A 25,099-nucleotide genomic window follows, 5' to 3' on the forward strand; every position below is an offset into this window, starting at 1 on the left:
TCGGAAGGACGGCGCCCACGCAGGGGGCGCCGTCCTCTCCGTTCAGAGCCGGGTCGCCGACCCCTTCTCGTCGCGTCGCTCCCGTTGCGGCACGACCGTGTACTTCGGGTCGCGCGCCGACGCCATGCCGGCCTCGAAGACGCCGAACCGGGTGGCGACGGACGACGCCACCAGAGCGGCGCCGGAGAGCGCGGCCAGGACCCGGCTGCGCCGGCTGAACAGCGCGGCGACGGTGCCCACGCCGAGCAGCACGTCTCCCGCCCGGACCAGCCGACCACTGCGCCCCTGCCGGTAGGGCTCACCGGTCAGGCCCAACCGCTCCATCCGGCGACCGCCGGCGTACTTGACGGTCGCGGCGACGACCGCGAGTCGCCGCAGCGGGGCGGTCTGGGCGGCCGGCGTCGCGATCAGACCGACCCCGGTGGCGGCGGCGAGCGCGCTGCCACCGAAGACGAACGGCAGGAAGGGGTACGCGTCGTGCCACGCCGGTACGGCGGTGTCGGCGAGCAGCACCCCGGTGTACGTGGCGAGTGCCGGGGCGGTGGCAGCGGCGGCCAGGCCGGCGATGTCGCCGACCGGTGGGGCCAGGCGGCGGGCGAGACCGAGCACACCGTGATCGGGGAGTCGGGTTGCCAGCTCGGCGACCGCGGCCACGCCGGCTGCCGGGCCGAACGCGGTGAGGATCCAGGTGCCGACCGACATCGGCGAGGTCAGCTTGGCGATCCGGAGCATGTGGTGGAACCGGGCCGGTCGTCCGAGGTCGTGCACCAGCAGGTACGCGCTGGCGCCGACGCCGCCCAGCGCCGTCCACCGCCCCACCTGCCGCAGAGCGGGCCGCCCGGTCAGTTGGGCGCCCGCGCCGATCAGCGCTCCCCCGGCGGCGAGCCCTCCGGTGAACAGGTAACCGGCGATGTCGCGCTTCCACACCGGCGGTTTGAGGATCGGGCGGCCGTAGTAGGAGGTGAAGTCGGCCGCCGGCACCGTCAGGTGCTCGCCGCCGCGGGTCATGACCGCCTGCCCAGGAACGCGACCACCGTGGCGGCGGTCATCACCAGGGCGGCCAGCCCGGCGCGTTTCCACATCTTCGGCAGGTCGCGGGTGGTCACGACCGGGTCCGGGGGCAGCCCGTACACCTCGGGCTCGTCCAACAGCAGGAAGAACGCCCCGTCACCGCCGACACCGTCGTCCGGGTCGTGCCCGTACAACCGCGCCTCGGACACCCCCCGCCCCCGCAACGTCGCCACCCGCGTGGCGGCCCGCTCCCGCAGCTCGTCAAGCGGCCCGTACTGGATCGACTCCGTCGGACACGCCTGCGCGCACGCCGGAGTCATCCCCGCACCGAGCCGGTCGTAGCACAACGTGCACTTCCACGCCCGACCATCACCCTTACGCTGATCGATCACCCCGTACGGACACGCCGAGATGCAGTACCCACACCCGTTGCAGATGTCCTCCTGCACCACCACCGTCCCGAACTCCGTCCGGAACAACGACCCCGTCGGACACACGTCCAGACACGCCGCGTGAGTGCAGTGCTTACAGACGTCCGACATCATCAACCACCGGAAATCGGTACGCCCCTCCGCACCGGACCCTCGACCGGGCGGCTGCGCACCCGGCATCCCCAGGAACTCCGGTCCGGCCGACATCCGGGCCGCCGCCTCGGGTGAACCGGTGGGCAGGCCCGGGTCGGTACCGGTGTCGGCGCTGGTCGACGCACCGGCCGCCGCGGTGACCGGGCTGACCGGCGGCCCGTCCGGGGTGTCGGCGAACGCCGGGGACGCCAGACCGGCACGGCGGGGCTGCTCGACGAACGCCACGTGCCGCCACGAGTTCGCGGTCAACGCACCCGTGTTGTCGTACGACATGCCGAGCAGGTCCAACCCGCTCTCCGGCACCCCGTTCCACTCCTTGCACGCCACCTCACACGCCTTGCACCCGATGCAGACACTCGTGTCGGTGAAGAACCCCATCCGCGGCGGCGCGTTCACATAGCCCGCGTCCGGCGCCGGGTCCAACGGGCCGTACAGGGCGTTGGCGTGGGGCATGGGTCAGACCTCCTGGTCCAAGCCGCTGTCCGCGGAGTCGGTCGTGACCATCGGTGGGTAGTGCGGGTTGAGGTCACCGGATCGCCGCCGGTAGTCGACGAGGAGCGCCAGCAGCTCCGCGCCTCTCGGGCGACGCCCGGATCGGATGTCGCAGGTGCCGACCTTGCTCTCCTGGATCAGGACGTTCGGATCCAGGCTGATGCCGAACAGGTCGTTGGCCGAGTCGCCGGTCACCAGACCCTCGAAACCGAAGTGGTACGGCAGCCAGAGCTGGTGGATGATCCGCCCGTCCACCCGCAACGGGGTGAGCCGATCCGTCACCAGCACCTTCGCCTCGATGGCCGCCCGGGCGGTGATCAGGTGCGCCCAGCCCAGATGGGTGAGACCGCGTTCGACCGCCAATTCCGGGGACACCTCGACGAACATCTCCGGCTGCAACTCGGCCAGCGGCGACACCGTCCGGCTCATCCCACCGGCGGTGTGGTGCTCGGTGAGCCGGCTGACCGTGAACACGTACGGGAACACCTGGCTGTACGGTTCCGGCGGGCTCGGGTTGAGCGTGTTGATCGGGTGGGTGTAGACCTTGCGGGTCGGGTTGGCCTGCTGCCGGTAGAGCGGGTTCCGCACCGGCGACTCGACCGGCTCGTAGTGCGTGGGCAGCGGGCCGTCGAGGACGCCGGTGGGCGCGTACAGCCAGCCCTTGCCGTCGCCCTGAAGGATGAACGGGTCGTCGCCGGCGATGCCCGCCACGCCTGAGGAGTCGTGCTCCGGTCGGTAGGACGGCGGTTTGGTCTTCTCGAAGTCCGGCACGTCGTAGCCGGTCCACTCGCCCTTGTCGGCGTCCCACCACACGTAGCGTTTGCGCTCACTCCACGGGTTGCCGTCCGGGTCGGCCGACGCACGGTTGTAGAGGATGCGCCGGTTCGCCGGCCACGCCCAACCCCATTCCGGAGCCACCAGGGACTGCTCCGCACCCGGTTTGCGACGGGCGGCCTGGTTGACGCCGTCCGCGTACACCCCGGTGTAGATCCAGCAGCCGCCGACGGTGGAGCCGTCGTCGGTCATCTCGGTGAACGACGACAGCGGGCGGCCGGTCGCCACGTCGTACCCGTTGATCTCCCGCAGCACCGCCTCGGCGCTCGGCTCCGCGTGCGGACCGTGCGTCGGGTAGTTCCAGGCCAGGTCGAGCAGCGCCCGGTCGCGGGCCTTCGTCGACGTCGCCAACCGCTCCTGGATCACCCGGCCCAGGTGGTAGAAGAACCACAGCTCGGAGCGGGCGTCGCCCGGCGGCTCGACGGCCTTCTCCCGCCACTGCAACAACCGCTGCGTCTGCGTGAACGTGCCCTCCTTCTCCACGTGCGACGCGGCCGGCAGGAAGAACACCTCGGTACGGCACTCGTCCGGCACGATCTCGCCGGTCTCGATCTCCGGCGCGTTCTTCCAGAACGTCGCGCTCTCGACCTCGAACAGGTCGCGGACCACGAGCCAGTCGAGGTTGGCCATGCCGAGCCGCTGCGCCCGGCCGTGCGCCGAACCGACCGCCGGGTTCTGACCCAACAGGAAGTAACCCTTGACCTTCCCGTCGATCATGTTGAGCACCTGCTGGTAGGTGCCGTGGTCCCCGGTCATCCGCGGCATGTAGCCGTAGCAGTAGTCGTTCTCGGCGGTGGCGGCGTCACCCCAGTACGCCTTGAGCAGGTTGACGGCGTAGGTGCGGGCGTTACCCCAGAAACCCTTCTGCCCCGGGTGCCGGATGCTGTCCACCCACGCGTCCAGCGTCGGGTGGTTGGCGTGGTGCGGCATCGGCAGGTAGCCCGGCAGCAGGTTGAACAACGTCGGGATGTCGGTGGAACCCTGGATGCTGGCGTGCCCGCGCAGCGCCATCACCCCGCCACCCGGGCGACCCATGTTGCCCAGCAGGAGTTGGATGATCGCGCCGGTACGGATGTACTGCACCCCGACGCTGTGCTGGGTCCAGCCCACCGAATAGACGAGCATGCCGGTGCGGTCCCGGCCGGAGTTCTCCGTCCAGGCCTGCGCCAGTTCGAGGAACTTCTCCTGCGGGATCCCGCAGACCCGTTCCACCATCTCCGGGGTGTAGCGGGCGTAGTGCCGCTTCAGGATCTGGTAGACGCAGCGCGGGTGCTGCAACGTCTCGTCGCGTTCGGTCTCGCCGCCCACGGGAGCGCCGTGTGACTCGTGTTCCAGCCCGGCGCCGGTCTCCCGCTGGATCTCGGTGTCCCGGGTCGTCTGGTTCTGCCCGTGGCCCTCGTAGCGCCAACTGGTCTGGTCGTACGAGGCGTTCTCCTCCTGGAAGCCGGAGAAGAGCCCGTGCAGGTCCTCGGTGTCGGCGAACTCCTCGGTCACGATCGTCGCGGCGTTGGTGTAGGAGACCACGTACTCCCGGAAGTCCAGCTCGTTCTCCAGGATGTAGCGGATCACCCCGCCGAGCAGCGCGATGTCGGTGCCCGCCCGGATCGGCAGGTACGCGTCGGCCAGCGCGCTGGTGCGGGTGAAGCGTGGGTCGACGTGGAACACCTTCGCGCCCCGGCGCTTGGCCTCCATCACCCACTGGAAACCCACCGGGTGCGCCTCGGCCATGTTCGAACCCTGGATGACGATGACGTCCGAGTTCGACAGGTCCTGCTGGTACTGGGTGGCGCCGCCACGGCCGAAGCTGGTCCCCAGACCGGGGACGGTCGAGGAGTGTCAAATACGGGCCTGGTTCTCGATCTGGAGCGCCCCCATCGCGGTGAACAACTTCTTGATGAGGTAGTTCTCCTCGTTGTCCAGCGTCGCCCCACCCAGACTGGAGATGCCCAGCGTCCGGTTGAGCGGCCGGCCCTCGGGGTCGACGTCCTCCCAGGTCTCGTCGCGGGCGGCCAGCACCCGGTCGGCAATCATGTTCATCGCCGTGTCGAGGTCGAGGTCCTCCCACTCGGTGCCGTACGGGCGGCGGTAGCGGACCTTGGTCTGCCGCAGTGGGCTGGTCACCAGACTCTTACTGGCCGCGCCCTTCGGGCAGAGCCGACCCCGCGAGATGGGGCTGTCCGGGTCACCCTCGATCTGACTGACCTGCCCGTCCTTGACGAACACCCGCTGCCCACAACCCACCGCGCAGTACGGGCAGACGGACCGGGCCATCGAGTCGGCGGTGTCGGTGCGGGCGGTGAGCGCGCGAGATCCGGCGGACTCGGCCGCCGTGCCCCGGCCGAGCGGGTCGGTGCCGGTGAGCTGCCGGTAGACCGGCCAGCCCTCGATCCAGCGAGGTACCCCCATCGCGCACCTTCCCGACTAATCACACCAAATGTGAACAGCCTGACATTAGTCGAGGTGCCGTCCCCGTCGCAGCGGGATCACGAACAGTCATGCCTCCCCCAGCCCTCGGTACGGGCCGGAAGAGGCATGCGGTGCGGTGACGGGTCAGTGCGGTGGCAACCGGTCGACGGGGTGGTCGTTGAACGCCCGGTAGCGGTGCAGCTCCCAGAACAGCCAGCCGATGCTGACGAGCGCCACCACGACGAAGACCAGCGAGCCGGTGAACGTGTCCCAGAGGGTGTGCAGGACGACGACGCCGACGAACGTGCCGATGAACCCGAGCAGCCGACGGGCGCTCGGGGTGGCCAGCAACGCCCACAGGGCGCCGGCGGTGAGCCCGGTCCAGGCCGTGTGACCGGCGGGCGCGGTCAGACCACGGATGAACAGGGTCTGCTCCACCGCCCCGATGTTGCCCTGCGAACTCAGCAGCGCGCTGAACGCGTACCCCATCGTCTCCAACGCGGCGAACCCCATGCCGGCGGCGACGCCGATGACCAGCCCGTCCGAGGGCACCCGGCGTCGGTGCTGGGCCACCACCGTGAACAGCAGCACCACCGGCACGATCAGCTTCGCCGACTCCTCGATCAGCGCCACGAACAGCATGGGCAGGGTGCCGAGGCCGCGAAGGGTGTCGTACTCCAGGGTGCCGGCGACCACCGTGCCGATCACACCGCCGAAGAACGCCGACGTCACCAACACCGACGCCGGCACCTGCCACCGCCCGGTGCGGGCCTGCGCGAACGTCAGGAACGTCAACGGCACCAGCGTCGCCCCGAGCAGGATCAACGCCGGCACGAAGTTCGGATTCTGCGTGCTGACCAGGGTCCGCAGCACCGCCAAGTAAAGGATCAGCCCGATGACCAGGACTGCAACCCACGCCCACCGGCGCGAACGATCACCCATACCGCGCAGTGTGGCCGACCCAGGTTACGAAGACCAGCCCCGGCACCGAAGTCCCGTACGCCTCCGAACACACGGATCAGCGTTTCTGGAACATCACCGCTGCCACGTCGGCGACCAGCTCGATCGCCCAGTCGAGCTGCGGACAGTTGTCGCGACTGCGGCACTCCAGGCACCCGCCTGCCCGCCACGGCCGGTCGAGCGCCCGGGTCCAATGGACGTCCAGAACCCTCCTGGCAGTGAACAACGCGGTTGCCGTGGAGATCGGCTCGTCGATCGGCACAGTCGGCACCCTCCCTGCGATCACGATTAGTCCCCACCTGGGAGGCAGAGTCCATACGTCGTGCTCCCCCAGGTGGGTTGCCGTCGGGAACCCAGGAGTTTGCCGAAACCAGGGAACCCGACTGAGCCACCAACCTATTCCAACCTGTAGGAGTAGGTCAAGCAACAGCTTGGAACTTGTTGGAACAGCTCTGCTCGTGATCGAATCAGGGTGCCGAAACCAGGGAACCCACGGAGATCGACTCATGCCGACCGAGAGAGTGGACTACCGGCGCATCGCCAACGAGATCGCCGAGAAGATCAAGTCCGGAGAACTCACCCCGGGAGAGAAGCTGCCGTCCACACGCGAGCTGGCCGAACAACACAACGTGCACATCTCCACCATCAACCGGGTCATGACCATCCTCAAAGACCGGGAACTGGTCGAGGGATTCCCCGGAAAAGGCGTCTATGTGGCTGAGGCAGGACCGTCGAAGTAGAGTGGTTAGCCGACCCTCGATGCCGCCGCACCGCTATCCGCTTGATCGTTGTCAGCTGAGCAGTTCGACACGCCGGGCGCCGGGCTGCTGAGCTGCCAACGATCGCCGCGCCCCGACGAATGGCGGGCGTCAGACCACGTGCACCAGGCGGAAGCGCTCGGTCACCACCAGCGTGTCGTCGTCCACAGTGAAGTCTGGGTCGCCCAACTCCTCACGGACCTCCGCGCTGTGCCAGAACGTCTCGTGCCCCGCCCGCCACTGCGCCACGGACTCGTCGCCCTCCCCCTCGTCCAGGGCGTGGCGCAGGTCGACGTCCGCGAGACGGATCACCCGTACCTCGGTCAGTTCGATGACCGCGACCCGCCGGCCGGCGGAGTCCACCACGGCGGAGAGGTGACCGACCTCGGGCAGCGGCTCGTTGGCGCGCTCGTACCCGGCCAGCAGGCCGGTGGTCGAGGTCTTCGCGCCGGAGAGGATCGCGCCCACGAGCTTGTCCCGCAACGGCCCCGGGAACGCGAACTCGGCCAGCGGGAGATCATCGAGGTCCATCCGCGGAGGGTACGCGACAGGGCGCGCTACGAGCGGCGGTGGGCCGACCCGCCGCCGGTCACGCAGTACACGTCGCCGGAGTTGGCGTGGTGCGGCAGCGCGGCGAGGTGCGTCGCCATGTCGGTCGCGGAGACCCAGCGTCGGAACGTCATCGACTTGTCGTCGCCCAGCGCCACGTCGAAGCCGTCGAAGCCGAGCGCGGTGAGGCGGTCGAGACACCGGGAGGCGACCGGGCGCGCGATGGTGGTGAACTCGAACGAGAGCGCGGGCAACGGGCGGGTCAGACCGGCCAGCACCTCGTCCTCGAACCCCTCCACGTCGATCTTCGCGAAGGTCGGCACGCCGTACTCGGTGACGAGGGCGTCGACGGTGACCACCGGGACCTCGATGTCGGCGTCCCACACCTGGCCCTCCCACCCGCCGGCGCCCTCCGCGGCCCGCATGAAGTCGGGCGAGGCGGTGGACACGGTGGGGTTGGCGGAGTTGACGTGGAAGCGGGTGCTCCCGGGTGCCGCGCCGCAGACCGCTTCGACGAGCGTCACCTGGTCGTCGTCGGCGTAGATCGCCCGCAGGGCGCGCAGGCACAGCGGCTGCGGCTCCACGGCCACCACCCGCGCCCCGAGGCGACGGAAGCTGGCGATGTGGTCGCCCACGTGCGAGCCGACGTCGAAGACGAGATCCCCCTCGGCGACGAACCGGGAGTAGAAGGCGTCCATCCGCGCGCCTCGCTCGGCGTCGCCGTAGTAGACGTCCAGCGATCGGTGCAACGGGGACATCGCCGGGTCGGTCCGGAGCGCGGCGATCCTGGTGTCGGTGCCAGCCGTCATCTGTCTGATCCAGTCCGTGAGGGTGGTCGGGTTACGGCCCGAAGGCGGTCAGGAACCGGTCCCGGAAGGTGTCCATCCGCCAGACCGGTGCCTGCGGTCCCGGCTTGAGCCCGTCCTGCCAACCCCACCCGGAGATCCGGTCCAGGACGGCCCGGTCCCGGGTGATGATGGAGATCGGGACGTCTCGGCTGGCGTTGTCGCCGGTGACCACGGCGGCGGGCTGGTGGTCGCCGAGGAAGATGAACACGAGGTCGTCGTCGCCGTAGGTCTGCACGTAGGAGATGAGCGCGCTCAACGTGTACTCGATGGAGTGCCGGTAGTCCGCGCGGATCTGCTCGGTGTTGCGTCGCTTGTCGTCGGATTCCTCGGCGGTCCCCTTGAAGATCGCCCCGTTGCCGAGGGCGGCCCAGTCGACCAGGTCCGGGACGGGCGTCCACGGCGCGTGGCTCGACACCAGCGCGAGTTCCGTCATCGTCGGGACGCCGGTGGGCTTCGCCTGCTCCAGACGACGCCAGCTGGCGAGGGTGTACTGGTCGGGCATGGTGCCGAAGCTGAACTTCGGCCCCCGGTAGGCGAGCTTCCGGGCGTCGTAGAACCGGTCGTAGCCGAAGAACGAACCCTCCGGCCACGGCTTGCTCACCGCGGGCATCACGCCGACGGTCTGCCAGCTCGCCCGTTGGAACGCCTTGTTGAGGGTCAGTCGGTCACTCGCCAACAGGGTGCGGTGCCGCTGGTCGTTGTCGACCCAGAGGCCGGAGAGCAGCGTGTCATGGGCGAGCCAACTGCCGCCGCCGAACGTCGGCGAGGTGAGGAAACCGCTCTGCGCGGCGAACCCGGCCGCGTTGAGTCGGCTGGTTCCGCCGTCGAGGACGGCGCCGACCTGTGAGGCGAACTCCGGGTCCTCGACGGCGTCCCGGCCGTAGCTCTCCACGAAGGAGATGACCACGTTCTTACCGCGCAGCGCGGTGAGGAGTTGGTCGCCGGGAGTGCCGGCGAACCGGTCCTCGCCGAGGAGCGCGGCGAACCTCTCCCGGTCGTCGAGACGCAGGCGCACCTGGAAGCCGTGGCCGTTGGTCAGGGTGGTCGCGGACGTGTCGGCGACCGTCACGCCCTCGACCACCCGCACGTTGAACGCGGCGCAGACCACCCAGACGACCACCAGCGCCGCCACGACCCGCGTGGTCCCGGTGCGGTGCCGGATCACCAGCCGGCGCAGTCGTCGCATCGACAGCGTGACCAGGGTGGGTAGGCCGACGGCCACCACCGCCAGGGTGATCGCCACGCCGATGGCGACGGGCCGGCCGTAGGACTCGCTGACGAAGGCGAACCCCTCGTCGAGCAACGCCCAGTCCAGCACCGGGTCGAAGGCCCGGCTGAGCGCGGCGGTGAACCCCAGGTCGAACAGCTTCAGCAGGCCGAGCAGGCCGAGAGCCACCCCGGCGATGGTCGCCACCAACCGACTCCAGCGGGTCGGCAGGGCGAGCAGGAGGGCGACGGCCAGCAGCGCCTCCAGCGGGATCCGCACGAACGCCCCCGGGCTGAGGCGGCCGAAGTCGTACGGGAGGGTGAGCACGAGCAGCACGAGCAGCACAGCCAGGAGGGTGACCAGGCGGGCCACGACGGTGCGCTTCGGCCGCCCCTCGGCCTCGGTCCCGTCGGTGGCGGTGACGTCCGAAGGCTCGTCCCTCATCGTCTTCCGTCCCTGGCTCGGCATCTGACGTACGCGCGTCAAGAGCGACAACCCGGGCATCCTTCCATGATCTTCGTCGAGCGTGACATCGGGGCGGCTCAGACGCGGGCGATCCCGCGTCGGGCCACGGCGACCGTCCGATGTTCCGGCCAGGGCAGCCCGTCGGTCGTGCCGTGGATGACCGGAGTGCGCCGGTCCTCCGAAGCGTCGTGGACCGGGGCGCGGCGGAGGTGACGGGTCGTCCACAGCCACGTGACGTCCCGCCCGAACGACTCGACCAGCAGCGCCAGCGACGCCACCACCACGACGACCGTCAGCGGCCCGGGCAGCGCGTCGCCCATCGCCACCGTCAGCACCACGCCCTGGATCGCGGCGACGACCTTGCGCCAGTAGCGCGGCGGCAACGATCCGCGCATCCAGCCCAGCACCCAGCTCGCGGCGACGAAGACGTACCGCATCGCGCCGATGGCGAGCACCCAGCCGCCCACCGAGGGGGCCACGTGCAGGCAGAGCACCAGGACCAGGAAGGAGTCGATCTCCATGTCGAACCGTGCGCCGAGGTCACTGGACGTGCCGGTACGGCGGGCCGTGTATCCGTCCACGGCGTCGAGGGCCAGCGCCACACTGGTGAGGACGACCATCAGCGCCACCGGCGCCGGTCGGGTGAGCGACTCCGCCGCGAGGGCCGTCACGCCACCGACGAGGATCGCCCGGCTCAGGGTCACCCGGTCGGCCGGGCTCAGGTCACGCGCGCCTGCGCGGGACATCCCCCGACTGAGCAGGACGCACAGCGCCACCCCGTACGCCAGCCCGGCCGTCCACCCGGCCGGGCCGAGGCCGACCGTCTGCGCGAGCACCCCCAGCACGCCGATCTGCGCGAGCAGTCCGATGACCGGACCCGTTCGAACCGTTGACATCGCGCCTCCGTGACTCTGGTGGGTGACCCTGACCGTCATCACGGAAAACATGACCGATCGGTTCATTCTGAACGCGACTCGGCAGGGCGTCACAGTGGGACGTGCCCCGTGGGTGGCCGGCTAATCGTCCACCGTAGGGGCGTCCGGTCGCCGGGCGGGGTCAGGGCCTCGGCAGGGTGAGCACCTCGACGCCGTCTTCGGTGACGGCGATGGTGTGCTCGCTGTGCGCCGTCCGGCAGCCGGTCACGCTGCGCAGGGTCCACCCGTCGGGGTCGGTGACCAGCGTGGCGGTGTCCGCCATGACCCACGGCTCCAGGGCCAGCAGCAGGCCGGGGCGCAACCGGTAGCCGCGGCCCGGCCGTCCGGTGTTGGAGACGTGCGGGTCCTGGTGCATCGTCGAGCCGACGCCGTGACCGCCGAACTCGGTGTTGATCGAGTATCCGGCCCCGCCGAGAACCGAGCCGATGGCGTGGGAGATGTCACCGATGGGGACTCCGGGGCCGGCGGCGGCGATACCGGCGGTCAACGCGCGCTGGGTGGCGTCGATGAGCGCGACGCTCTCCGGAGGCTGCGCCTCGCCCACGATGAAGCTGATCGCGGAGTCGGCGACGACTCCACCCAGCGAGACGGCGAGGTCGAGCGACAGCAGGTCGCCGTCGGCGAGCCGGTAGTCGTGTGGCAGCCCGTGCAGCACCGCGTCGTTGACGGACGTGCAGATGTAGTGGCCGAACGGCCCGCGCCCGAAGGACGGCTCGTAGTCGACGTAGCAGGACTGCGCCCCGGCCTCGACGATCATGCGCTGTGCCCAGGCGTCGATGTCCAGCAGGTTCGTGCCGACCACGCTGCGGCTCTTCAGCGTCTGGAGGATGCCGGCGACCAGCGCGCCGGTGTCCCGGGCGCGCGGCAGGTCGGTGGGGCTCAGGATCTCGATCATGCCGGGCCTTCCTCGAACCAATAAGTATCCCGGCCATATTATCCCGGTACTAGAATCGGGGCATGGTCAGGTTGCCGCTCACCCCCGCAGAGGTCGAACGCGGACAGCGTCTCGGTGCCCTCCTGCGCCGCGCCCGGGGGGAGCGCTCGATGCTCCTCACCGCGCTGGACGCGGGTGTCTCACCGGAGACGCTCCGAAAGATCGAGTCCGGCCGCATCGCCACCCCCGCCTTCCCGACCATCGCGGTGATCGCCGACGTCCTCGGCCTCTCCCTCGACGCGGTGTGGTCGGAGATCAACAAGTCGGACGACGAGGCCGAGTTCATTCCGGCAGAGCACGGCGTGGCCGAACGGTTGGCGTCCTAGCCTCACCCGCGCCTGCCGGTGACACGCGGACGCCGGCCCCGGTCGGTGAGCGACCAGGGCCGGCGGGTGATGCGTTCAGGAGGCGGCGATGCCCTCCATGCCGATGCCGTCGGCGAACTTCGGCAGGCCCTCCACGGTGGTGACGAGCTTCAACGAGCCGTCCTCGTGCACCTCGTAGCCCTGCACGTTGCCGGCGGTGGCGTTCTGCACGTACAGGAAGCCGTCGCTGGTGGTCATGTCGATCGACCCGCCGCCGGTGTCCGCGGCGACGGCGTCGACCAGTTCGAGCTTGCCGTGGTCGTCGACCCGGTAGGAGCTGATGGTGGAGGTGCCGGCGTTGGCGACGTAGAAGTAGTCGCCGACGCGCTGGATCCAGCACGTCGCCTGCTGGCCGTTGGGCACCGACGGCCCGATCTGGTCCAGCTCGCCGTCCTCCTCCAGCTCGAACAGGCTGACCGCGTTCGCCCCGGACTCGGTGACCAGCAGCGTGTCGTCGGTGTCGAAGGTGAAGCCGAACGGGGCGTTGCCCGCGTCGCTGATGACGGGGTTGCGGGCCAACTCGCCGTGACGACCGATCTCGTAGCTGAACATGACGTTCGCGGCCTTGGTCGACACCAGCACGAACTCGCTGTCCGGGTCGATCTTGACCTGGGCCGGAGCGGTCCCGAACGCGGGCGGGTTGCCGTTGTGCAGGCCGAGCGACCGGTTGGCGTTCTCGATCCGCGACAGGTGCCCCTTGTGCAGCTTGAAGCCCTGCACCGACCCCTCGCCACCGGCGTTGAGGACGTAGACGAGGTCACCACGGGCCGCGACGCTGACCGGCAGCAGACCGCCGGACCAGATGACCTGGAGCTTGCGCAACCTGGTGCCCTCGACGCCGAAGACCGTCACGGTGTTGCTGCCGGCGTTCACCGCGAAGAGGAGACCGCGGTGGTAGGTCAGGGACCCCTGCGAGGCGAGCGCGTCGAGCGGAGCGCCGATGGTGAACCCGCCCAGCCCTCCGGTCTCGTACTCACCCGCTTTGGTGAGGCGGCCGTCCTCGTCGCGGTCGTACACCTTGATGGTGTTGCCTTCGGCCTTGTTGGTCTGCACGAAGACCGCGCCCTCGCCGCCGTGATGATGTTCACCCCCCTTGCGGTCGTCGTGGTAACCAGGGCCGCCGCCGTCGGCGAAGGCGGTCCCGGGGGTCGATCCGACGCTGGTCAGACCCGCCAGGAGGGCTGCCGCGAGCGCGATGCTGCGCTTCATCACTGACTCCTTTGCACCCGAAGGGAGGAATACGAGTTTTCCTCTCTTTCGAACGCTATCGGAGCAGGTAAGCGTCCCGGCCTTACTTACCCTAAAGCGGTAATTCCGTGCCTTTCCCGCGAACGAGATGACGTCTGTGCGGTTATGACCTATGACGTCGGCCCGGATCGCGGGATGGTTCGGGCTCAGCGCGGGTCGGGCCACCACGGTTCGAGGACGGTCGGGTCGGCGACGTACCCCTCCACCTGCGTCCGCTGCTCCAGGCTCAGGGACAGCGACCGGAGTCGGGCGCCCCACTCGGGCACCTGATCGGCCTTCTCCAGCGCGGTCGCCAGTTCGATCAGGGCGGCCAACGCCATCGCCTGCTCGACCACCGGCGCGTCCTCGGCACGGCGGCGCATCCCCGAGTCGAGCGCCCGGTAGGCCGCCCGGTCGTCCATCTTGAACTCGCGCAGGATCCGGGCGTTGTCGAGGACCCGGGCCAGCCCCTCGAGCTCCTTCGACCCGCCGTACTCCACATCCTTCGGCTCGTCGCGCTGGATGAAGGTGATGGTGTTGCCCGACGGGTCGACGACGCTGAACCGCGACGTGCCGGCCCGGTAGCGGGATATTCGAGGCAGACCCTTGGCCGGCACCTTGCCGTACGTGCTGCGCATCGCGTCGGCGAAGACCGCGTGGTACGGCGCGACCGCGTCGACCATCACCAGGCAGCCGCCGGACGCCTCCCTCGCCGGGTCCAGGTCCTTGGGAGCCGGGCCGTAGTGCAGCTGGAACCCACTGAAGGTGAAGGCCAGGTACACGTAAGGCTTGAGCTGCTCGTAGACCACCTCGAACCCGAGCGCACGCCAGAACGCCAGGGTCTCCTCCGGCGTCGGGCAGGGCAGCAACGGCACGGTGGTCTCATTCGGCTGGATACGGTCCTCATCGGTCGCCATCATCGTTCCCCGTCCGATCGGCAGGCCGGCCATTGTGCCACTACCGGCGACGGGCCTCGCCCGGTTTCGTCTCCTACCGCGGTAGGAGACGCGTTCCGACCGGTGGCCGCAACCGGGGCTTCCGGTCGGACGTGATCGACGGGCCCGACCACGACCATCTACAGACATGACAATCGATGTGCGCCGGGCGGCACACTGGCACCGCCCACTGATGCTCTTCGTATCCGCGATGGCGGTGCTCGCCGTCGTCTGCGTGGTCGGCATCCTCGTCGACTCGCGCGTCCTCACCGGGGCGCCGATCTGGCTCAAGCCGTTCAAGTTCGCGGTGTCCTTCGTGCTGTACGGCGTGACGCTCGCCTGGATGCTCACCCTGTTGCCACGACGCAGCCGAGCCGCAGAGTGGGCGGCGACGGTCGTCGTCGCGATGGCGGTGATCGAGATGGTGGTGATCGTCGGCCAGGTCGTACGCGGGCAGACCAGCCACTTCAACGGCACCTCCGCGTTGAACAGCGCACTGTTCTCGGTGATGGGCGCGGCGATCATGGTGCTGTTCCTCGCGCACCTCCTGATCGGCGTCGTGCTGCTGATCCGGCGGATCCCGGACCGGGCCGCCGCGACCGCGGTCGGGTGGGGGCTCGGCCTGTCGCTGCTGGGCATGCTCGCGGCGATACCGATGGTGCTGCCCATGCAGGAGCCGGGGATCGACGGGATCTCCGGGGCGCACAGCGTGGGGGTCGTCGACGGCGGAGCGGGACTGCCCGTGGTCGGCTGGAGCACCACCGGCGGCGACCTGCGGATCGGGCACTTCGTCGGGCTGCACGCCCTCCAGGCGCTGCCCCTCCTGGCGATCCTGCTGAGCCGGTTCGCCACCCGACTCGACGAGCGCACCCGCGTCCGGCTCCTGGTCGTCGCGGGCGGGGCGTACGGCGTACTCACCGTGATGTTGACCTGGCAGGCGCTGCGCGGACAGCCGCTGCTACGGCCGGACGCCGTGACCCTCGCGGCGGTCGCGGCCCTGGTGGTCACGACCGCGACCGCCGCCGGGCTCGTGCTGGCGCGCCGCCGCCGACCGGACCTGGCGCTGGCGGCATGACCGAAACGCTGTTCTCCCTGACCTTCGCGGTGGCCGCGCCGTTCTGGGCGCTGATGATCCTGCTGCCGCGCTGGTCGTGGACCGCCCGGATCATCGCTTCGCCGCTGATCGTCCTGCCGGTTGTGGTGATCTACGCGCTGCTGGTGCTGCCGGCGTTCGGTGAGGTGCTGCCGGCCGTGGCCTCGCCGACGTTGGCCGGGGTGCGGGACCTGCTCGGCACTTCCGACGGCGCGGCGGCGGGTTGGGCCCACATGATCGCGTTCGACCTGTTCGTCGGGCGGTGGGCGTGGTTGGACAGCAGGGAACGGGGGGTGCCGGCGCTGGTGATGGCTCCGGTGCTGCTGCTGACCATCCTGCTCGGACCGCTCGGCCTGGCCGCGTACCTCGCGGTCCGGACCCGGTGGCGGCGGCCGACGCCGCCACCGGCCGGCAACGCCTAGGCTGACCGTCGTGAGCTGGCTGGCGCGACTGTTCGACCTGCGGGACACGCTCGTGCGGATGGTGCTTCTCGACCTGACCGGGCTGTGCTACCTGCTCGTCGTCCCGCACTCCACCAGCACGCCCACGACGACACAGTGGATCCTCGCGGTGCCGGCGTTCGTCGCGGCGCTGGTGGCGCACCGCCGGCCGGCGGTCAACATGGTGGCGCAGGCCGCGCTGCTGGCGGTCGCCATCAGCCTGATCGACGACTTCACCATCAACCAGGTCGGCGCCAGTTGGGCGTTGTTCGAGATGACCATGCGGGCGCGCGGCTCCCGGGCCATCTGGCTGGCCGCGGCGCTGCTGGTGGTCGTCGACCTGACCGACTCGATCGGCGACCCGCCCCGCCGGTTCGCCTCCGGGGTCGTCGGGCTCGCCGTCGAGGTCGGCCTGCCGGTGCTGCTCGGCCTCGTCATCCGCGCCAACCGGGAGCTGAGTCGGCAGGCGCTGGAGCGGGCCCTCGCCGAGCAACGCCAGCACGAGTCGGAGAGCCGCGCGGCCCGCGCCGACGAACGCAGCGCCATCGCCCGCGAGCTGCACGACGTGGTCGCGCACCACGTGGCGTCGATGGTCCTGCGGGTCGGCGTCGCCCGGCACGTGCTCACCGACCCGGACCCCCGGGTGGGCGAGGTCTTCGACGACGTGCACGGCACCGGCACCGCGGCCCTCGCGGAACTGCGCCGGCTGGTCGCGGTGCTGCGAAATCCCGACGGGGTACGCGGCGACGCGGCGCTGACCGCGATCGAGCCCGCCGCGCTGCCGGCGGCGATCGGCGCGTCCATCGACCGGGCCCGACAGGCGGGTGTCACCGTGGAGGCCGATCTCGACGCGGCGATCGGTTCACTCGACGCGGTACGCGGCATGGCCGTGCTGCGGCTCACCCAGGAGGCGCTGACCAACGTGGCCAAACACGCCGGGACGTCAGCGGTGGCGCGGCTCGTCGTCGCCGTGCGCGACGGCACCGTGCACTGGGAGGTCACCGACACCGGCCGCGGCGGGGTGCCGGTTGCTCTCCCGGCCGGTGGCGGGCACGGCATCACCGGCATGCGCGAGCGCGTCGAGGTCCTCGGCGGCCGGTTGGAGGCGGGGCCGACCGGCACCGGCTGGCGGGTGCGCACCGCCCTCCCGGCCGTGGTCGGCGCCTCAGGCCGGAGCCCGGCCGGGTCGGTGTCCGGCGACCGTGCGGCCTCGGCCGGGTCGGCGCCCGCTGACCGTGCGGCCTCGGCCGGGTCGACTCCCGGTGACCCTGCGGCCCCGGCGGCCTCCCGCACGCCGGAGCCGGCGTGATCCGGGTGCTGCTGGTCGACGACCAGCACCTCATCCGGGCCGGGCTGCGGATGCTCTGCGACGCCCAACCCGACATCGAGGTCGTCGGGGAGGCCGACAACGGCCGCGAGGCGATCACGCTCGCCGCGCGGCTGCTGCCCGACGTCGTCGTCATGGACCTGCGCATGCCGGGCGTCGACGGGATCACCGCGACCAGCCGGATCCTCGCCGAACGCCCCGCCACCCGCATCCTGGTGCTGACCACGTTCGGCGACGACGACCACCTCTATCCCGCCCTGACCGCCGGCGCCTGCGGGTTCCTGCTCAAGGACGCGCCCCCGACCGATCTGCTGGACGGCATCCGCCGGGCCGCCGCCGGTGACAGCCCGTTCAGTGCGGAGGTGCTCCGACGTCTCGTGCAACGCGCGGTACACGCCCGCCCCGAGACACCCCGACCGGTGCCGGGGTTGACCGCCCGCGAACGGGACGTGCTGAACCTGGTCGCCGAGGGCCTGTCCAACACCGAGATCGGCGAGCGACTCCACATCGGCGTCACCACGGTGAAGACCCACATCACCAGTCTGATGACCAAGACCGACAGCCCCAACCGGGTACGCCTGGCCCTCTTCGCGCGTGGTGTCTGACCCCCTCCTGCCACGCGTCGCGAGGCGAGACGGTCAGGCCCGCATCCGCGCGGAGACGGCGATGACGAGCAGCAGTGGCACGATCAACAACGCCGGGGCGACGACCGGCAGGTGCAGGGCGACGAGCGCGCCGACCGCCGCGCCGACCATGAGGGCCAGCAGGACCTGCGCCTTGGGGCGCAGGCTGCCCCAGGGGCTGCGGGCGGCGACGCCGGCGATCAGGCTGGTGAGCGTGCCGGTGAGGTACGTGGAGGACAGGCCGGGCACGCCGAACCGTTGGATCGCGCTGCTCTGCACGCCCAGCGCGACGGCGGACAGCATGAGCAGCGCGAGGTGCACCCGCGCGTCGGGGGTGGGCAGCGTGACCTCCCAGACGACGAGGAAGACGACGAACACCACCAGTTCCAGGACCAGCGCCCAGGTGACCCGTCTCGGCCAGACCGGGTCGTCCGGTTGCGCCGAGCCGACGACGCGGGCCCCCGCGAGGACACCGACGATGAAGCTGACGATCGCGCAGCCCGACGTCAGCGCCAGCTCGGCGTCGCCACGGCCCGCCGAGAGTCCGAGCAGGACCATGTTGCCGGTCATGACGCTGGCGAAGGCCCCGCCGAGGGAGAGGAACCCGAGCGCGTCGGCGCTGCCGGTCAGGAAGGTGAGCACGACGACCAGCGCGTGCCGTCGGCGCAGGAGGCGCGGGTCGTGCTGAGCTGCGAGGTCGGGCTGGATCACGCGGGGGACTGTGCTCGACACCGTCGGCCACCCTCCAGAGATTGTTCTTCGTATACACTTTGTCCGGACATGTTCACGGAGAGGCGACCAGGTGGCTGACGATCTGCGGGACAAGCTCGGCGCCCAACACCTGCCGTTACGCGATCAGGTCCTCACCGCACTGCGCACCGCGATCATCGACGGCGACTACCTGCCCGGTGAACGGCTCACCGAGGACCGGCTCGCCGAGGACTTCGGCGTCTCCCGCAACCCGGTCCGGGAGGCGCTGCGCGTCGCCGAGGCCGAAGGTTTCGTCCTGATCCTCCCCCGCCGGGGAGCGGTGGTCGCCTCACCGAGCAGCGGGACCATCGCCGACATGTTCGCCGTCCGCGAGCGCCTGGAGACGCTGGCCGCCCGGCTGGCCGCCGAACGGGCCACCCCCGCCGACGTGGCCGCCCTGCGGGCCCTGCTCGACCAGGGCCGCGAGGCGACCCAGCGACAGGACCTGGCCCGGGTCGCCGAGCTGAACAGCAGACTGCACCTGCGCATCCTGCAGATCAGCGGGAACCCCTGGCTGTCGTCGATCGCCAAGTCGCTCTACCTCCATGTCCAGTGGGTCTTCCGGCTCGGGGCGGCGGAACGCGCACCACACTCGTGGGCCGAGCACATCCAGCTCGTCGACGCCATCGAGTCAGGTGACGGCGACCGCGCCGAGCGGGCCGCGCTCGCGCACCTCGACGCGGCGTCCGCCGCTGCCCACGAGAACGCCGAGGGCGGCTACGGAGTGACCGCCTAACGGCCGCAGGCGTAACCCTGCATCCCGCGCGGGTTCGCACCGGCGGCCAGCACACCCGTCGCCGGGTCACGGGTCACGGCACAGAGCCGACCGAGGCTCCACCCGTCGACGACACGCACCTCGTGCCCGTACGCGCGCAGGGCCGCCGGCACGCTGTCGTCGTAGCGGTCCTCCACCACCAGGACGCCGGGCTCCGAGTCCCGTGGATAGAACGACCCCGGCAGGCCCAGCGTGTGCCAGGCCGGCGCGTCGATCGCCTCCTGCAGGGACCGACCGCCGACGAGGTGCCGCAGCAGGAACGGCAACTGCCACTGGTCCTGCTGGTCGCCACCGGGTGTCCCGCACGCCAGCACCGGCTCCCCGTCGCGGTGCACCATCGTCGGGCTCAACGTCGTACGCGGGCGCCGCCCCGGCGCCAACGACGACGCGAGACCCTCCTCCAGCCAGAACATCTGCAACCTGCTGCCCAGCGGGAAGCCGAGTTCCGGGATGGTCGGCGAACTCTGCAACCACCCACCACTCGGGGTAGCGGAGATCATGTTGCCCCACCTGTCGACCACGTCGACGTGGCAGGTGTCGCCACGGGTCACACCGTCCGACTGCACCGTCGGCTCCCCCGTCGTCGCGTCCGTCGGGTCGGCCCGCCGCCCGACACCGGGTCGGACGTGCACCGGTAGGCGGGGCTGCGCCCCGTCGGGGCGCCCCGGCCGCAACTGAACCGACGCCCGGTCACCGACGAGGGCCGCCCGCTCCCGCGCGTACTCCCGGGAGAGCAGCGCCTTGGCGGGCACGTCCACGTCGTCGCCGTACCAGGCCTCCCGGTCGGCGAAGGCGAGCTTGAGCGCCTCGACCTGGGCGTGCACACCGGTAGCGGTGTCCGGGTCGTACGCGGCGGGGTCGTCGAGCGCGTCGAGGGTGGCCAGCGCCTGCAACAGCACCGGGCCCTGACCCCAGAACCCGGTCTTCGCCACCGAGTAGCCGTGCCAGTCGATGGTGGCGGGCTCCTCCCAGGTCGCCGAGTACGCGGCCAGGTCGTCCCCGGTGACCAGACCGGCGTTCGGTCGGCCGCTGGAGTCCTGGAAGGGCCGTCGGCTGAACGCGTCGATCGCCTCGGCGACGAAACCCGTGCTCCAGGCGCGTCGCGCTGCCTCGATCTGCGCCTCCCGGTCCGCGCCGGCCGCCTGCCCCGCCTGAACGAGTCGGCGCAGGGTGTCCGCGTACGCCGGGTTGGTGACCATCTCCCCCGCGCGCGGTGGTCGGCCGCCGCGCAGCCAGAGCGCGGCGGAGGTCGGCCAGTGGTCCTCGAACAACGACCGCACGGCCGCCACGGTGTCACCGACCCGGCCCACCAGCGGGTGACCGGCGGCGGCGTAGCCGATCGCCGGCTCCAGCACCTCGGCGAGGGTGAGTGTGCCGTGCTCGCGCAGCAGCAGGAGCCAGGCGTCCACGGCGCCGGGTACCGCCGCCGCGAGCGGCCCGGCCCCCGGGACGAGATCCATTCCGAGGGACCGGAAGTGCGCGATGGTGGCGCCGGCCGGTGCCGGACCCTGCCCGCACAGCACCTTCGGTCTGGGGTCCCGCACGGTGGCCACGATGGCCGGGACCTCGCCGCCCGGGCCGTTCAGGTGCGGCTCGACCACGTGCAGGACGAACCCGGCGGTGACCGCCGCGTCGAAGGCGTTACCGCCGCGTTCGAGGATGCCCATCGCCGCCTGGCTGGCGAGCCAGTGCGTCGAGGACACCATGCCGAAGGTGCCCTGCAACGTGGGTCGGGTGGTGAACGTCATGACAACACCTCACTGGGATCTGCGGTGCGAACGTCGGGGCCGGTGCCGTCCGGCCGGACCAGGTGGCAGGCGGCCATCCCGTCGCCGATCGCCGTCTGCGCCGGCACCTCCGTCGCGCACCTGTCGAACGCGAGCGGGCACCGGGTCCGGAACCGGCAGCCGGACGGCGGGTCGAGCGCGGAGGGCAGGTCGTCGCCGAGAAGCACCGGCTGCCGCTGCCGTTGGCGCACCGGGTCGGCCACCGGCGCGGCGGACAGCAGCGCCTGCGTGTACGGGTGGGCGGGCCGGGCGAAGATCCGCTCACGGGTGCCCTTCTCGACGAGTCGGCCCAGGTACATGACGGCGATCTCGTCGGCCAGGTACTCGACGGCGGACAGGTCGTGGGTGATGAAGAGGCAGGCGAACCCGATGTCGCGTTGCAGGTCGGCGAGGAGGTTGAGCACCGACGCCTGCACCGACACGTCGAGCGCGCTGGTGGGTTCGTCGGCGATGAGCAGCATCGGCTCGGAGATCAGCGCCCGGGCGATGCTGACCCGTTGGCGTTGCCCGCCGGACAGTTCGTGGGGGTAGCGGCGGGCCACCTCGGCGCGGAGGCCCACCCGTTCGAGTTGCGGGGCGACGCGGGCGTCCCGTTCGCGTCGGGAGAGCCGCCTGCCGGCCAGCCGCAGCGGCTCGGCCACGATGTCCCCCACCAGCATGCGCGGGTCCAGTGACGCGGCCGGGTCCTGGAAGACGATCGACACCGCGCCGCGGTGCGGGCGTAGCCGCCGCCGGGACAGGTGGGTGACGTCGGTGCCGGCGATCCGGATCGTCCCGGCGGTGGGTTCGACCAGCCGCACCACGCAGCGGCCCACCGTCGACTTGCCGGAGCCGCTCTCCCCCACCAGCGCCGTGACCCGCCCCCTCGGGATGGTGAGGGACACCCCGTCCACGGCGCGGACCGGGCCGAAGTGCATCACCAGGTCCTCGATCTGCAGGGCGTTCGGCTGCGGCGTCATCGGGTCGCCTCCTGGGTGGGGCAGGGGTGCCAGCACGCCGCGAGGTGGTCCCCGCCACCGATGCCCGTCAGAGGCGGGGCCGCGTCGCGGCACGTGGTGTCGGCGGCCGGGCAGCGGTCCGCGAAGGTGCACGCGTCGGGTTGTGTCGACAGCACCGGCACCAAGCCGGGGATCTCGGTCAACCGGTGCGTGCCGGCGTGCCGCCCCGGCCGCGGTGACGCCGACAGCAGCCCGGCGGTGTACCGGTGCCGGGGGTGTGCGAACAGGTCGTCCACGGGTGCCCGCTCCACGACGCGCCCCGCGTACATGACGACGACGCGGTCCGCGATGTCGGCGACCACGCCCAGGTCGTGCGTGATGACGAGGACACTGGTGCCGAGCCGGTCCCGCAGGTCGCGAAGCACCTGCAGGATGCCGGCCTGGACGGTGACGTCCAGCGCGGTGGTCGGCTCGTCGGCCACCAGCACCTTCGGGCCGCAGGCCACCGCCATCGCGATCATCACGCGTTGCCGCATGCCACCGGAGAGCTGGTGCGGATAGGTGTCGACGCGAAGGGCTGCGGACGGGATGCCGACGAGCGTCAGCAACTCGACGGCGCGGGCTCGGGCGGCCCGTCGGGACATCCGCTCGTGGACCTGGAGCACCTCCCCGATCTGCCGCCCCACGGTGAGCACCGGGTTCAACGACGTCATCGGCTCCTGGAAGATGTAGGCGATCTCCTGCCCGCGTACCCGGCGCAACGCCGACTCGCGGGCGCCGACCAGCTCGGTGCCGTCGAGGCGTACGGAGCCGGTGATCCGGGCGCTGCCGGGCAGCAGACCGGCGATGCTCATCGCGGTGACGCTCTTCCCGCACCCCGACTCGCCGACCATTCCGACGATCTCCCCGGGGGCGAGGTCCAGGCTGACGCCGTCCACCGCCGAGACGGTGCCGGTCTCGGTCGGGAAGGACACCGAGAGGTCGCGGATCTCCAGCACGGGCGCGGTGACCGTGGTCATCGGCGGTCTCCCTTCGGGTCGAGGGCGTCCCGCAGGGCGTCACCGAAGACGTTGAACGCCAGCGCCAAACCCATGATCACTACACCGGGGAAGACCGCCGCCCACGGTGCCCGGGCGGCGAACTGCTGGGCGGTGGCCAGCATGGTGCCCAGGCTGGGCGCCGGTGGCTGGATGCCGAGGCCGAGGAAGGACAGCACCGCCTCGCCGAGGATCGCGGCCGGGATGGCGACGGTGGCCTGCACCAGGATCACCGACGTCGCGTTCGGCAGGATGTGCCGGGCCAGCACCCACAGGTCACTCGCCCCGTCCACCACGGCCGCCGCGACGAAGTCCAACGACTTGAGGCGCAGCGTGTCGGAGCGGACGACCCGGATCACCCCGGGGATCTGGGCGATGCCGATGGCCACCGCGGCGTTGCCGAGGCTGGCTCCCCGGATGGCCGCCAACCCCACCGCCATGATCAGGAACGGGAAGGCGAGGAGCAGGTCGGTGAGGCGCGAGATGACCGCGTCCCAGGCGCGGAAGTAGCCGGCCGCCAGCCCGAGTGGCACCCCGATGACCAGGGAGGTGGCCACCGCCAGGAGCCCCACCTGCAACGACGCCCGGGCGCCGAGCATGATGCGGGAGAGGACGTCCCGACCGAGGTCGTCGGTGCCGAGCACGTGCCCGGCGGTGCCGGGCGGCGCGACAGTGCGGGCGAAGTCGGTCTGGTCGACGGAGTACGGCGCGATCCACGGCGAGAGCAGCGCGATGACCGCCGCGAGCGCGAGCACGACGAAACTGACCACCGCGAGGGGGTTGCGGCGCAACCGGCGCAACACCCGCGTACGCCTGGTGACGCCGACGGCGGTCTCCGCCATCGGTACGGTGAGGACGGTCATGCCGGATCTCCCGTCACCCGGATGCGGGGGTCGATGACCGAGTAGAGCAGGTCGACCAGAAAGTTGATCACGATGTAGGCCGTCGCGGTGAGCAGGACGACGGCCTGGATCACCGGGTAGTCCCGCTGGAACACCGCGTCGATCGTCATCTTGCCGAAGCCCGGCAGCCCGAAGATCTGTTCCGTGACGACCGCGCCCGAGATCAGCCCTCCGAGTTGGAGGCCCACGACGGTCACCACCACGATGAGGCTGTTACGCAGGGCGTGCCGGGTGATGACGGCACGCGGTCGCAGGCCCTTCGCCTTCGCCGTGCGCACGTAGTCCGACGAGAGCGAGTCCAGCATCGCCGAGCGGGTCTGCCGCATGATGATCGCGGCGAGGCCGGTCCCGAGGATCACCGCCGGCAGCACGATGTGGTGCAGGTTGTCCACCGGATCCTCCAGGATCGGCACGAAGCCGGAGGCGGGGAACAGCCCGGTCGCCACGGACAGGTAGAGGATCGCGAGCAGCCCCAGCCAGAAGTGCGGCACCGACAGGCCGATCAGCGCCAGACCGTTGGCCAGCCACTCCGCCGGCCGTCCGCGACGCACCGCCGCGAGCACGCCCGCGCCGACCCCGAGCGCCGAGGCGATGAGGATCGCCAGGACGGACAACTCGACTGTCACCGGCAGGGCGGTCGTGAGCATCGACGAGACCGGGGTGCCAGTGCGGATGGACACCCCGAAGTCGCCCTGCGCCATGCGCTCCACGTACTGCGCGAACTGGACCGGCAGCGGTTGGTCCAGCCCGTAGTGCCGGCGGATCGCCTCCAGCGCCTCCGGTGACCGGTCCTCGCCGGCGAGGGCGAGGGCCGGGTCACCGGGCAGCGCCCGTACGCCGACGAAGACCACGACCGTCGACAACAGCAGGGTCAGGGCCGACTGCCAGGCACGGGTGAGCAGATATCGGGCCACCGT

Annotated in this window: 24 protein-coding genes and 1 pseudogene; 7 read left to right on the top strand and 18 right to left on the bottom strand. The window is 71.0% G+C overall.

Going from position 1 to position 25,099, the window contains the following annotated elements; genetic code table 11:
* Positions 1-42: 42 nt before the first annotated feature.
* The 5 genes from nrfD to O7616_RS23290 form a co-directional block, all read right to left on the bottom strand.
* Positions 43-1,008, bottom strand: a complete 966-nt coding sequence (gene nrfD / locus O7616_RS23270; protein WP_282303925.1) for an NrfD/PsrC family molybdoenzyme membrane anchor subunit — start codon at positions 1,006-1,008, stop codon at positions 43-45.
* Entirely contained in the window at positions 1,005-2,048 is a 1,044-nt protein-coding gene (locus O7616_RS23275; protein ID WP_282303926.1) for a 4Fe-4S dicluster domain-containing protein, read from the bottom strand. Before O7616_RS23275 ends, nrfD begins: the two co-directional genes overlap by 4 nt.
* Positions 2,049-2,051: 3 nt before the next feature.
* Positions 2,052-5,327: a formate dehydrogenase gene (gene fdh / locus O7616_RS23280; RefSeq protein WP_282303927.1), complete on the bottom strand. Its 3,276-nt coding sequence runs from the start codon at positions 5,325-5,327 to the stop codon at positions 2,052-2,054.
* A 144-nt stretch (positions 5,328-5,471) separates the two neighbouring features.
* Entirely contained in the window at positions 5,472-6,269 is a 798-nt protein-coding gene (locus tag O7616_RS23285) for a PrsW family intramembrane metalloprotease (protein ID WP_282303928.1), read from the bottom strand.
* A gap of 76 nt (positions 6,270-6,345) precedes the next feature.
* Positions 6,346-6,549 (bottom strand): hypothetical protein, encoded by a 204-nt coding sequence (locus O7616_RS23290; protein WP_282303929.1) that lies wholly within the window; start codon positions 6,547-6,549, stop codon positions 6,346-6,348.
* 244 nt (positions 6,550-6,793) lie between these two features.
* Between O7616_RS23290 and O7616_RS23295 the strand changes: the two genes are divergently transcribed.
* Complete coding sequence (locus O7616_RS23295; RefSeq protein ID WP_282303930.1) at positions 6,794-7,027, top strand: winged helix-turn-helix domain-containing protein; 234 nt, start codon at positions 6,794-6,796, stop codon at positions 7,025-7,027.
* Between the two features lie 129 nt (positions 7,028-7,156).
* Here the strand turns inward: O7616_RS23295 and O7616_RS23300 are convergent, their stop codons facing one another.
* The 5 genes and pseudogenes from O7616_RS23300 to map all read right to left on the bottom strand — a co-directional run bounded on the left by O7616_RS23300 (position 7,157) and on the right by map (position 11,944).
* Positions 7,157-7,576, bottom strand: coding sequence for an ASCH domain-containing protein (locus O7616_RS23300; protein ID WP_282303931.1), 420 nt, complete (start codon positions 7,574-7,576; stop codon positions 7,157-7,159).
* Positions 7,577-7,602: 26 nt separating this feature from the next.
* On the bottom strand, positions 7,603-8,403 hold the full coding sequence (locus O7616_RS23305; protein WP_282303932.1) for an FkbM family methyltransferase: 801 nt from the start codon (positions 8,401-8,403) through the stop codon (positions 7,603-7,605).
* A 31-nt stretch (positions 8,404-8,434) separates the two neighbouring features.
* The gene (locus tag O7616_RS23310) at positions 8,435-10,093 is read right to left on the bottom strand and encodes a sulfatase-like hydrolase/transferase (RefSeq protein ID WP_282303933.1); all 1,659 of its coding nucleotides are present in this window, start codon (positions 10,091-10,093) and stop codon (positions 8,435-8,437) included.
* A 242-nt stretch (positions 10,094-10,335) separates the two neighbouring features.
* Positions 10,336-11,010 (bottom strand): annotated as a pseudogene (locus tag O7616_RS23315) (CDP-alcohol phosphatidyltransferase family protein); the annotation flags it as partial.
* 160 nt (positions 11,011-11,170) lie between these two features.
* A complete protein-coding gene (map, locus tag O7616_RS23320) occupies positions 11,171-11,944 on the bottom strand; it encodes a type I methionyl aminopeptidase (protein WP_282303934.1) in 774 nt (257 codons plus the stop codon).
* Positions 11,945-12,006: 62 nt separating this feature from the next.
* Between map and O7616_RS23325 the strand changes: the two genes are divergently transcribed.
* On the top strand, positions 12,007-12,309 hold the full coding sequence (locus O7616_RS23325; protein ID WP_282303935.1) for a helix-turn-helix transcriptional regulator: 303 nt from the start codon (positions 12,007-12,009) through the stop codon (positions 12,307-12,309).
* A 75-nt stretch (positions 12,310-12,384) separates the two neighbouring features.
* Here the strand turns inward: O7616_RS23325 and O7616_RS23330 are convergent, their stop codons facing one another.
* Together O7616_RS23330 and O7616_RS23335 are read right to left on the bottom strand one after the other, a co-directional pair.
* Positions 12,385-13,557, bottom strand: a complete 1,173-nt coding sequence (locus tag O7616_RS23330) for a beta-propeller fold lactonase family protein (RefSeq protein ID WP_282303936.1) — start codon at positions 13,555-13,557, stop codon at positions 12,385-12,387.
* Between the two features lie 185 nt (positions 13,558-13,742).
* Positions 13,743-14,492 carry a glyoxalase gene (locus O7616_RS23335; RefSeq protein ID WP_282303937.1) on the bottom strand — a complete coding sequence of 250 codons (750 nt, stop codon included), beginning with the start codon at positions 14,490-14,492 and terminating at the stop codon, positions 13,743-13,745.
* A gap of 166 nt (positions 14,493-14,658) precedes the next feature.
* Between O7616_RS23335 and O7616_RS23340 the strand changes: the two genes are divergently transcribed.
* Genes O7616_RS23340 through O7616_RS23355 form a run of 4 tightly spaced genes read left to right on the top strand, consistent with a single transcriptional unit; the run spans position 14,659 to position 17,975 of the window.
* Entirely contained in the window at positions 14,659-15,585 is a 927-nt protein-coding gene (locus tag O7616_RS23340; protein WP_282303938.1) for a hypothetical protein, read from the top strand.
* Positions 15,582-16,025: an ABA4-like family protein gene (locus O7616_RS23345; protein ID WP_282303939.1), complete on the top strand. Its 444-nt coding sequence runs from the start codon at positions 15,582-15,584 to the stop codon at positions 16,023-16,025. The genes O7616_RS23340 and O7616_RS23345 overlap by 4 nt, the downstream gene beginning before the upstream one ends.
* Before the next feature lie 10 nt (positions 16,026-16,035).
* The gene (locus O7616_RS23350) at positions 16,036-17,352 is read left to right on the top strand and encodes a histidine kinase (protein ID WP_282303940.1); all 1,317 of its coding nucleotides are present in this window, start codon (positions 16,036-16,038) and stop codon (positions 17,350-17,352) included.
* Complete coding sequence (locus O7616_RS23355; protein ID WP_282303941.1) at positions 17,349-17,975, top strand: response regulator transcription factor; 627 nt, start codon at positions 17,349-17,351, stop codon at positions 17,973-17,975. The genes O7616_RS23350 and O7616_RS23355 overlap by 4 nt, the downstream gene beginning before the upstream one ends.
* A gap of 33 nt (positions 17,976-18,008) precedes the next feature.
* Here the strand turns inward: O7616_RS23355 and O7616_RS23360 are convergent, their stop codons facing one another.
* On the bottom strand, positions 18,009-18,704 hold the full coding sequence (locus O7616_RS23360) for a YoaK family protein (RefSeq protein WP_282303942.1): 696 nt from the start codon (positions 18,702-18,704) through the stop codon (positions 18,009-18,011).
* 91 nt (positions 18,705-18,795) lie between these two features.
* On the opposite strand from O7616_RS23360, the gene O7616_RS23365 reads away from it, so the two are divergent.
* Positions 18,796-19,479: a GntR family transcriptional regulator gene (locus O7616_RS23365; RefSeq protein ID WP_282303943.1), complete on the top strand. Its 684-nt coding sequence runs from the start codon at positions 18,796-18,798 to the stop codon at positions 19,477-19,479.
* Here the strand turns inward: O7616_RS23365 and O7616_RS23370 are convergent.
* From O7616_RS23370 to O7616_RS23390, 5 genes are read right to left on the bottom strand one after another with little or no spacing between them, the layout of a single operon-like run.
* Positions 19,476-21,266, bottom strand: coding sequence for a gamma-glutamyltransferase family protein (locus O7616_RS23370; protein WP_282303944.1), 1,791 nt, complete (start codon positions 21,264-21,266; stop codon positions 19,476-19,478). The two genes, O7616_RS23365 and O7616_RS23370, sit on opposite strands and share 4 nt — an antisense overlap.
* Complete coding sequence (locus tag O7616_RS23375) at positions 21,263-22,264, bottom strand: oligopeptide/dipeptide ABC transporter ATP-binding protein (RefSeq protein WP_282303945.1); 1,002 nt, start codon at positions 22,262-22,264, stop codon at positions 21,263-21,265. Before O7616_RS23375 ends, O7616_RS23370 begins: the two co-directional genes overlap by 4 nt.
* A complete protein-coding gene (locus tag O7616_RS23380) occupies positions 22,261-23,262 on the bottom strand; it encodes an ABC transporter ATP-binding protein (RefSeq protein WP_282303946.1) in 1,002 nt (333 codons plus the stop codon). The genes O7616_RS23375 and O7616_RS23380 overlap by 4 nt, the downstream gene beginning before the upstream one ends.
* Entirely contained in the window at positions 23,259-24,143 is an 885-nt protein-coding gene (locus O7616_RS23385) for an ABC transporter permease (RefSeq protein WP_282303947.1), read from the bottom strand. The genes O7616_RS23380 and O7616_RS23385 overlap by 4 nt, the downstream gene beginning before the upstream one ends.
* The gene (locus O7616_RS23390) at positions 24,140-25,096 is read right to left on the bottom strand and encodes an ABC transporter permease (protein WP_145780691.1); all 957 of its coding nucleotides are present in this window, start codon (positions 25,094-25,096) and stop codon (positions 24,140-24,142) included. The genes O7616_RS23385 and O7616_RS23390 overlap by 4 nt, the downstream gene beginning before the upstream one ends.
* Between the last annotated feature and the right edge of the window lie 3 nt (positions 25,097-25,099).

The sequence above is a fragment of the Micromonospora sp. WMMD964 genome, assembly GCF_029581455.1.
Taxonomy (GTDB): Bacteria; Actinomycetota; Actinomycetes; order Mycobacteriales; family Micromonosporaceae; genus Micromonospora.

Coding starts and splice junctions, on each gene's coding strand:
- nrfD (WP_282303925.1), bottom strand. CDS start 1,008: ATGACCCGCGGCGGCGAGCACCTGACGGTGCCGGCGGCCGACTTCACC.
- O7616_RS23275 (WP_282303926.1), bottom strand. CDS start 2,048: ATGCCCCACGCCAACGCCCTGTACGGCCCGTTGGACCCGGCGCCGGAC.
- O7616_RS23285 (WP_282303928.1), bottom strand. CDS start 6,269: ATGGGTGATCGTTCGCGCCGGTGGGCGTGGGTTGCAGTCCTGGTCATC.
- O7616_RS23295 (WP_282303930.1), top strand. CDS start 6,794: ATGCCGACCGAGAGAGTGGACTACCGGCGCATCGCCAACGAGATCGCC.
- O7616_RS23300 (WP_282303931.1), bottom strand. CDS start 7,576: ATGGACCTCGATGATCTCCCGCTGGCCGAGTTCGCGTTCCCGGGGCCG.
- O7616_RS23305 (WP_282303932.1), bottom strand. CDS start 8,403: ATGACGGCTGGCACCGACACCAGGATCGCCGCGCTCCGGACCGACCCG.
- O7616_RS23310 (WP_282303933.1), bottom strand. CDS start 10,093: ATGAGGGACGAGCCTTCGGACGTCACCGCCACCGACGGGACCGAGGCC.
- map (WP_282303934.1), bottom strand. CDS start 11,944: ATGATCGAGATCCTGAGCCCCACCGACCTGCCGCGCGCCCGGGACACC.
- O7616_RS23325 (WP_282303935.1), top strand. CDS start 12,007: ATGGTCAGGTTGCCGCTCACCCCCGCAGAGGTCGAACGCGGACAGCGT.
- O7616_RS23330 (WP_282303936.1), bottom strand. CDS start 13,557: ATGAAGCGCAGCATCGCGCTCGCGGCAGCCCTCCTGGCGGGTCTGACC.
- O7616_RS23335 (WP_282303937.1), bottom strand. CDS start 14,492: ATGGCGACCGATGAGGACCGTATCCAGCCGAATGAGACCACCGTGCCG.
- O7616_RS23340 (WP_282303938.1), top strand. CDS start 14,659: ATGACAATCGATGTGCGCCGGGCGGCACACTGGCACCGCCCACTGATG.
- O7616_RS23345 (WP_282303939.1), top strand. CDS start 15,582: ATGACCGAAACGCTGTTCTCCCTGACCTTCGCGGTGGCCGCGCCGTTC.
- O7616_RS23370 (WP_282303944.1), bottom strand. CDS start 21,266: ATGACGTTCACCACCCGACCCACGTTGCAGGGCACCTTCGGCATGGTG.
- O7616_RS23375 (WP_282303945.1), bottom strand. CDS start 22,264: ATGACGCCGCAGCCGAACGCCCTGCAGATCGAGGACCTGGTGATGCAC.
- O7616_RS23380 (WP_282303946.1), bottom strand. CDS start 23,262: ATGACCACGGTCACCGCGCCCGTGCTGGAGATCCGCGACCTCTCGGTG.
- O7616_RS23385 (WP_282303947.1), bottom strand. CDS start 24,143: ATGACCGTCCTCACCGTACCGATGGCGGAGACCGCCGTCGGCGTCACC.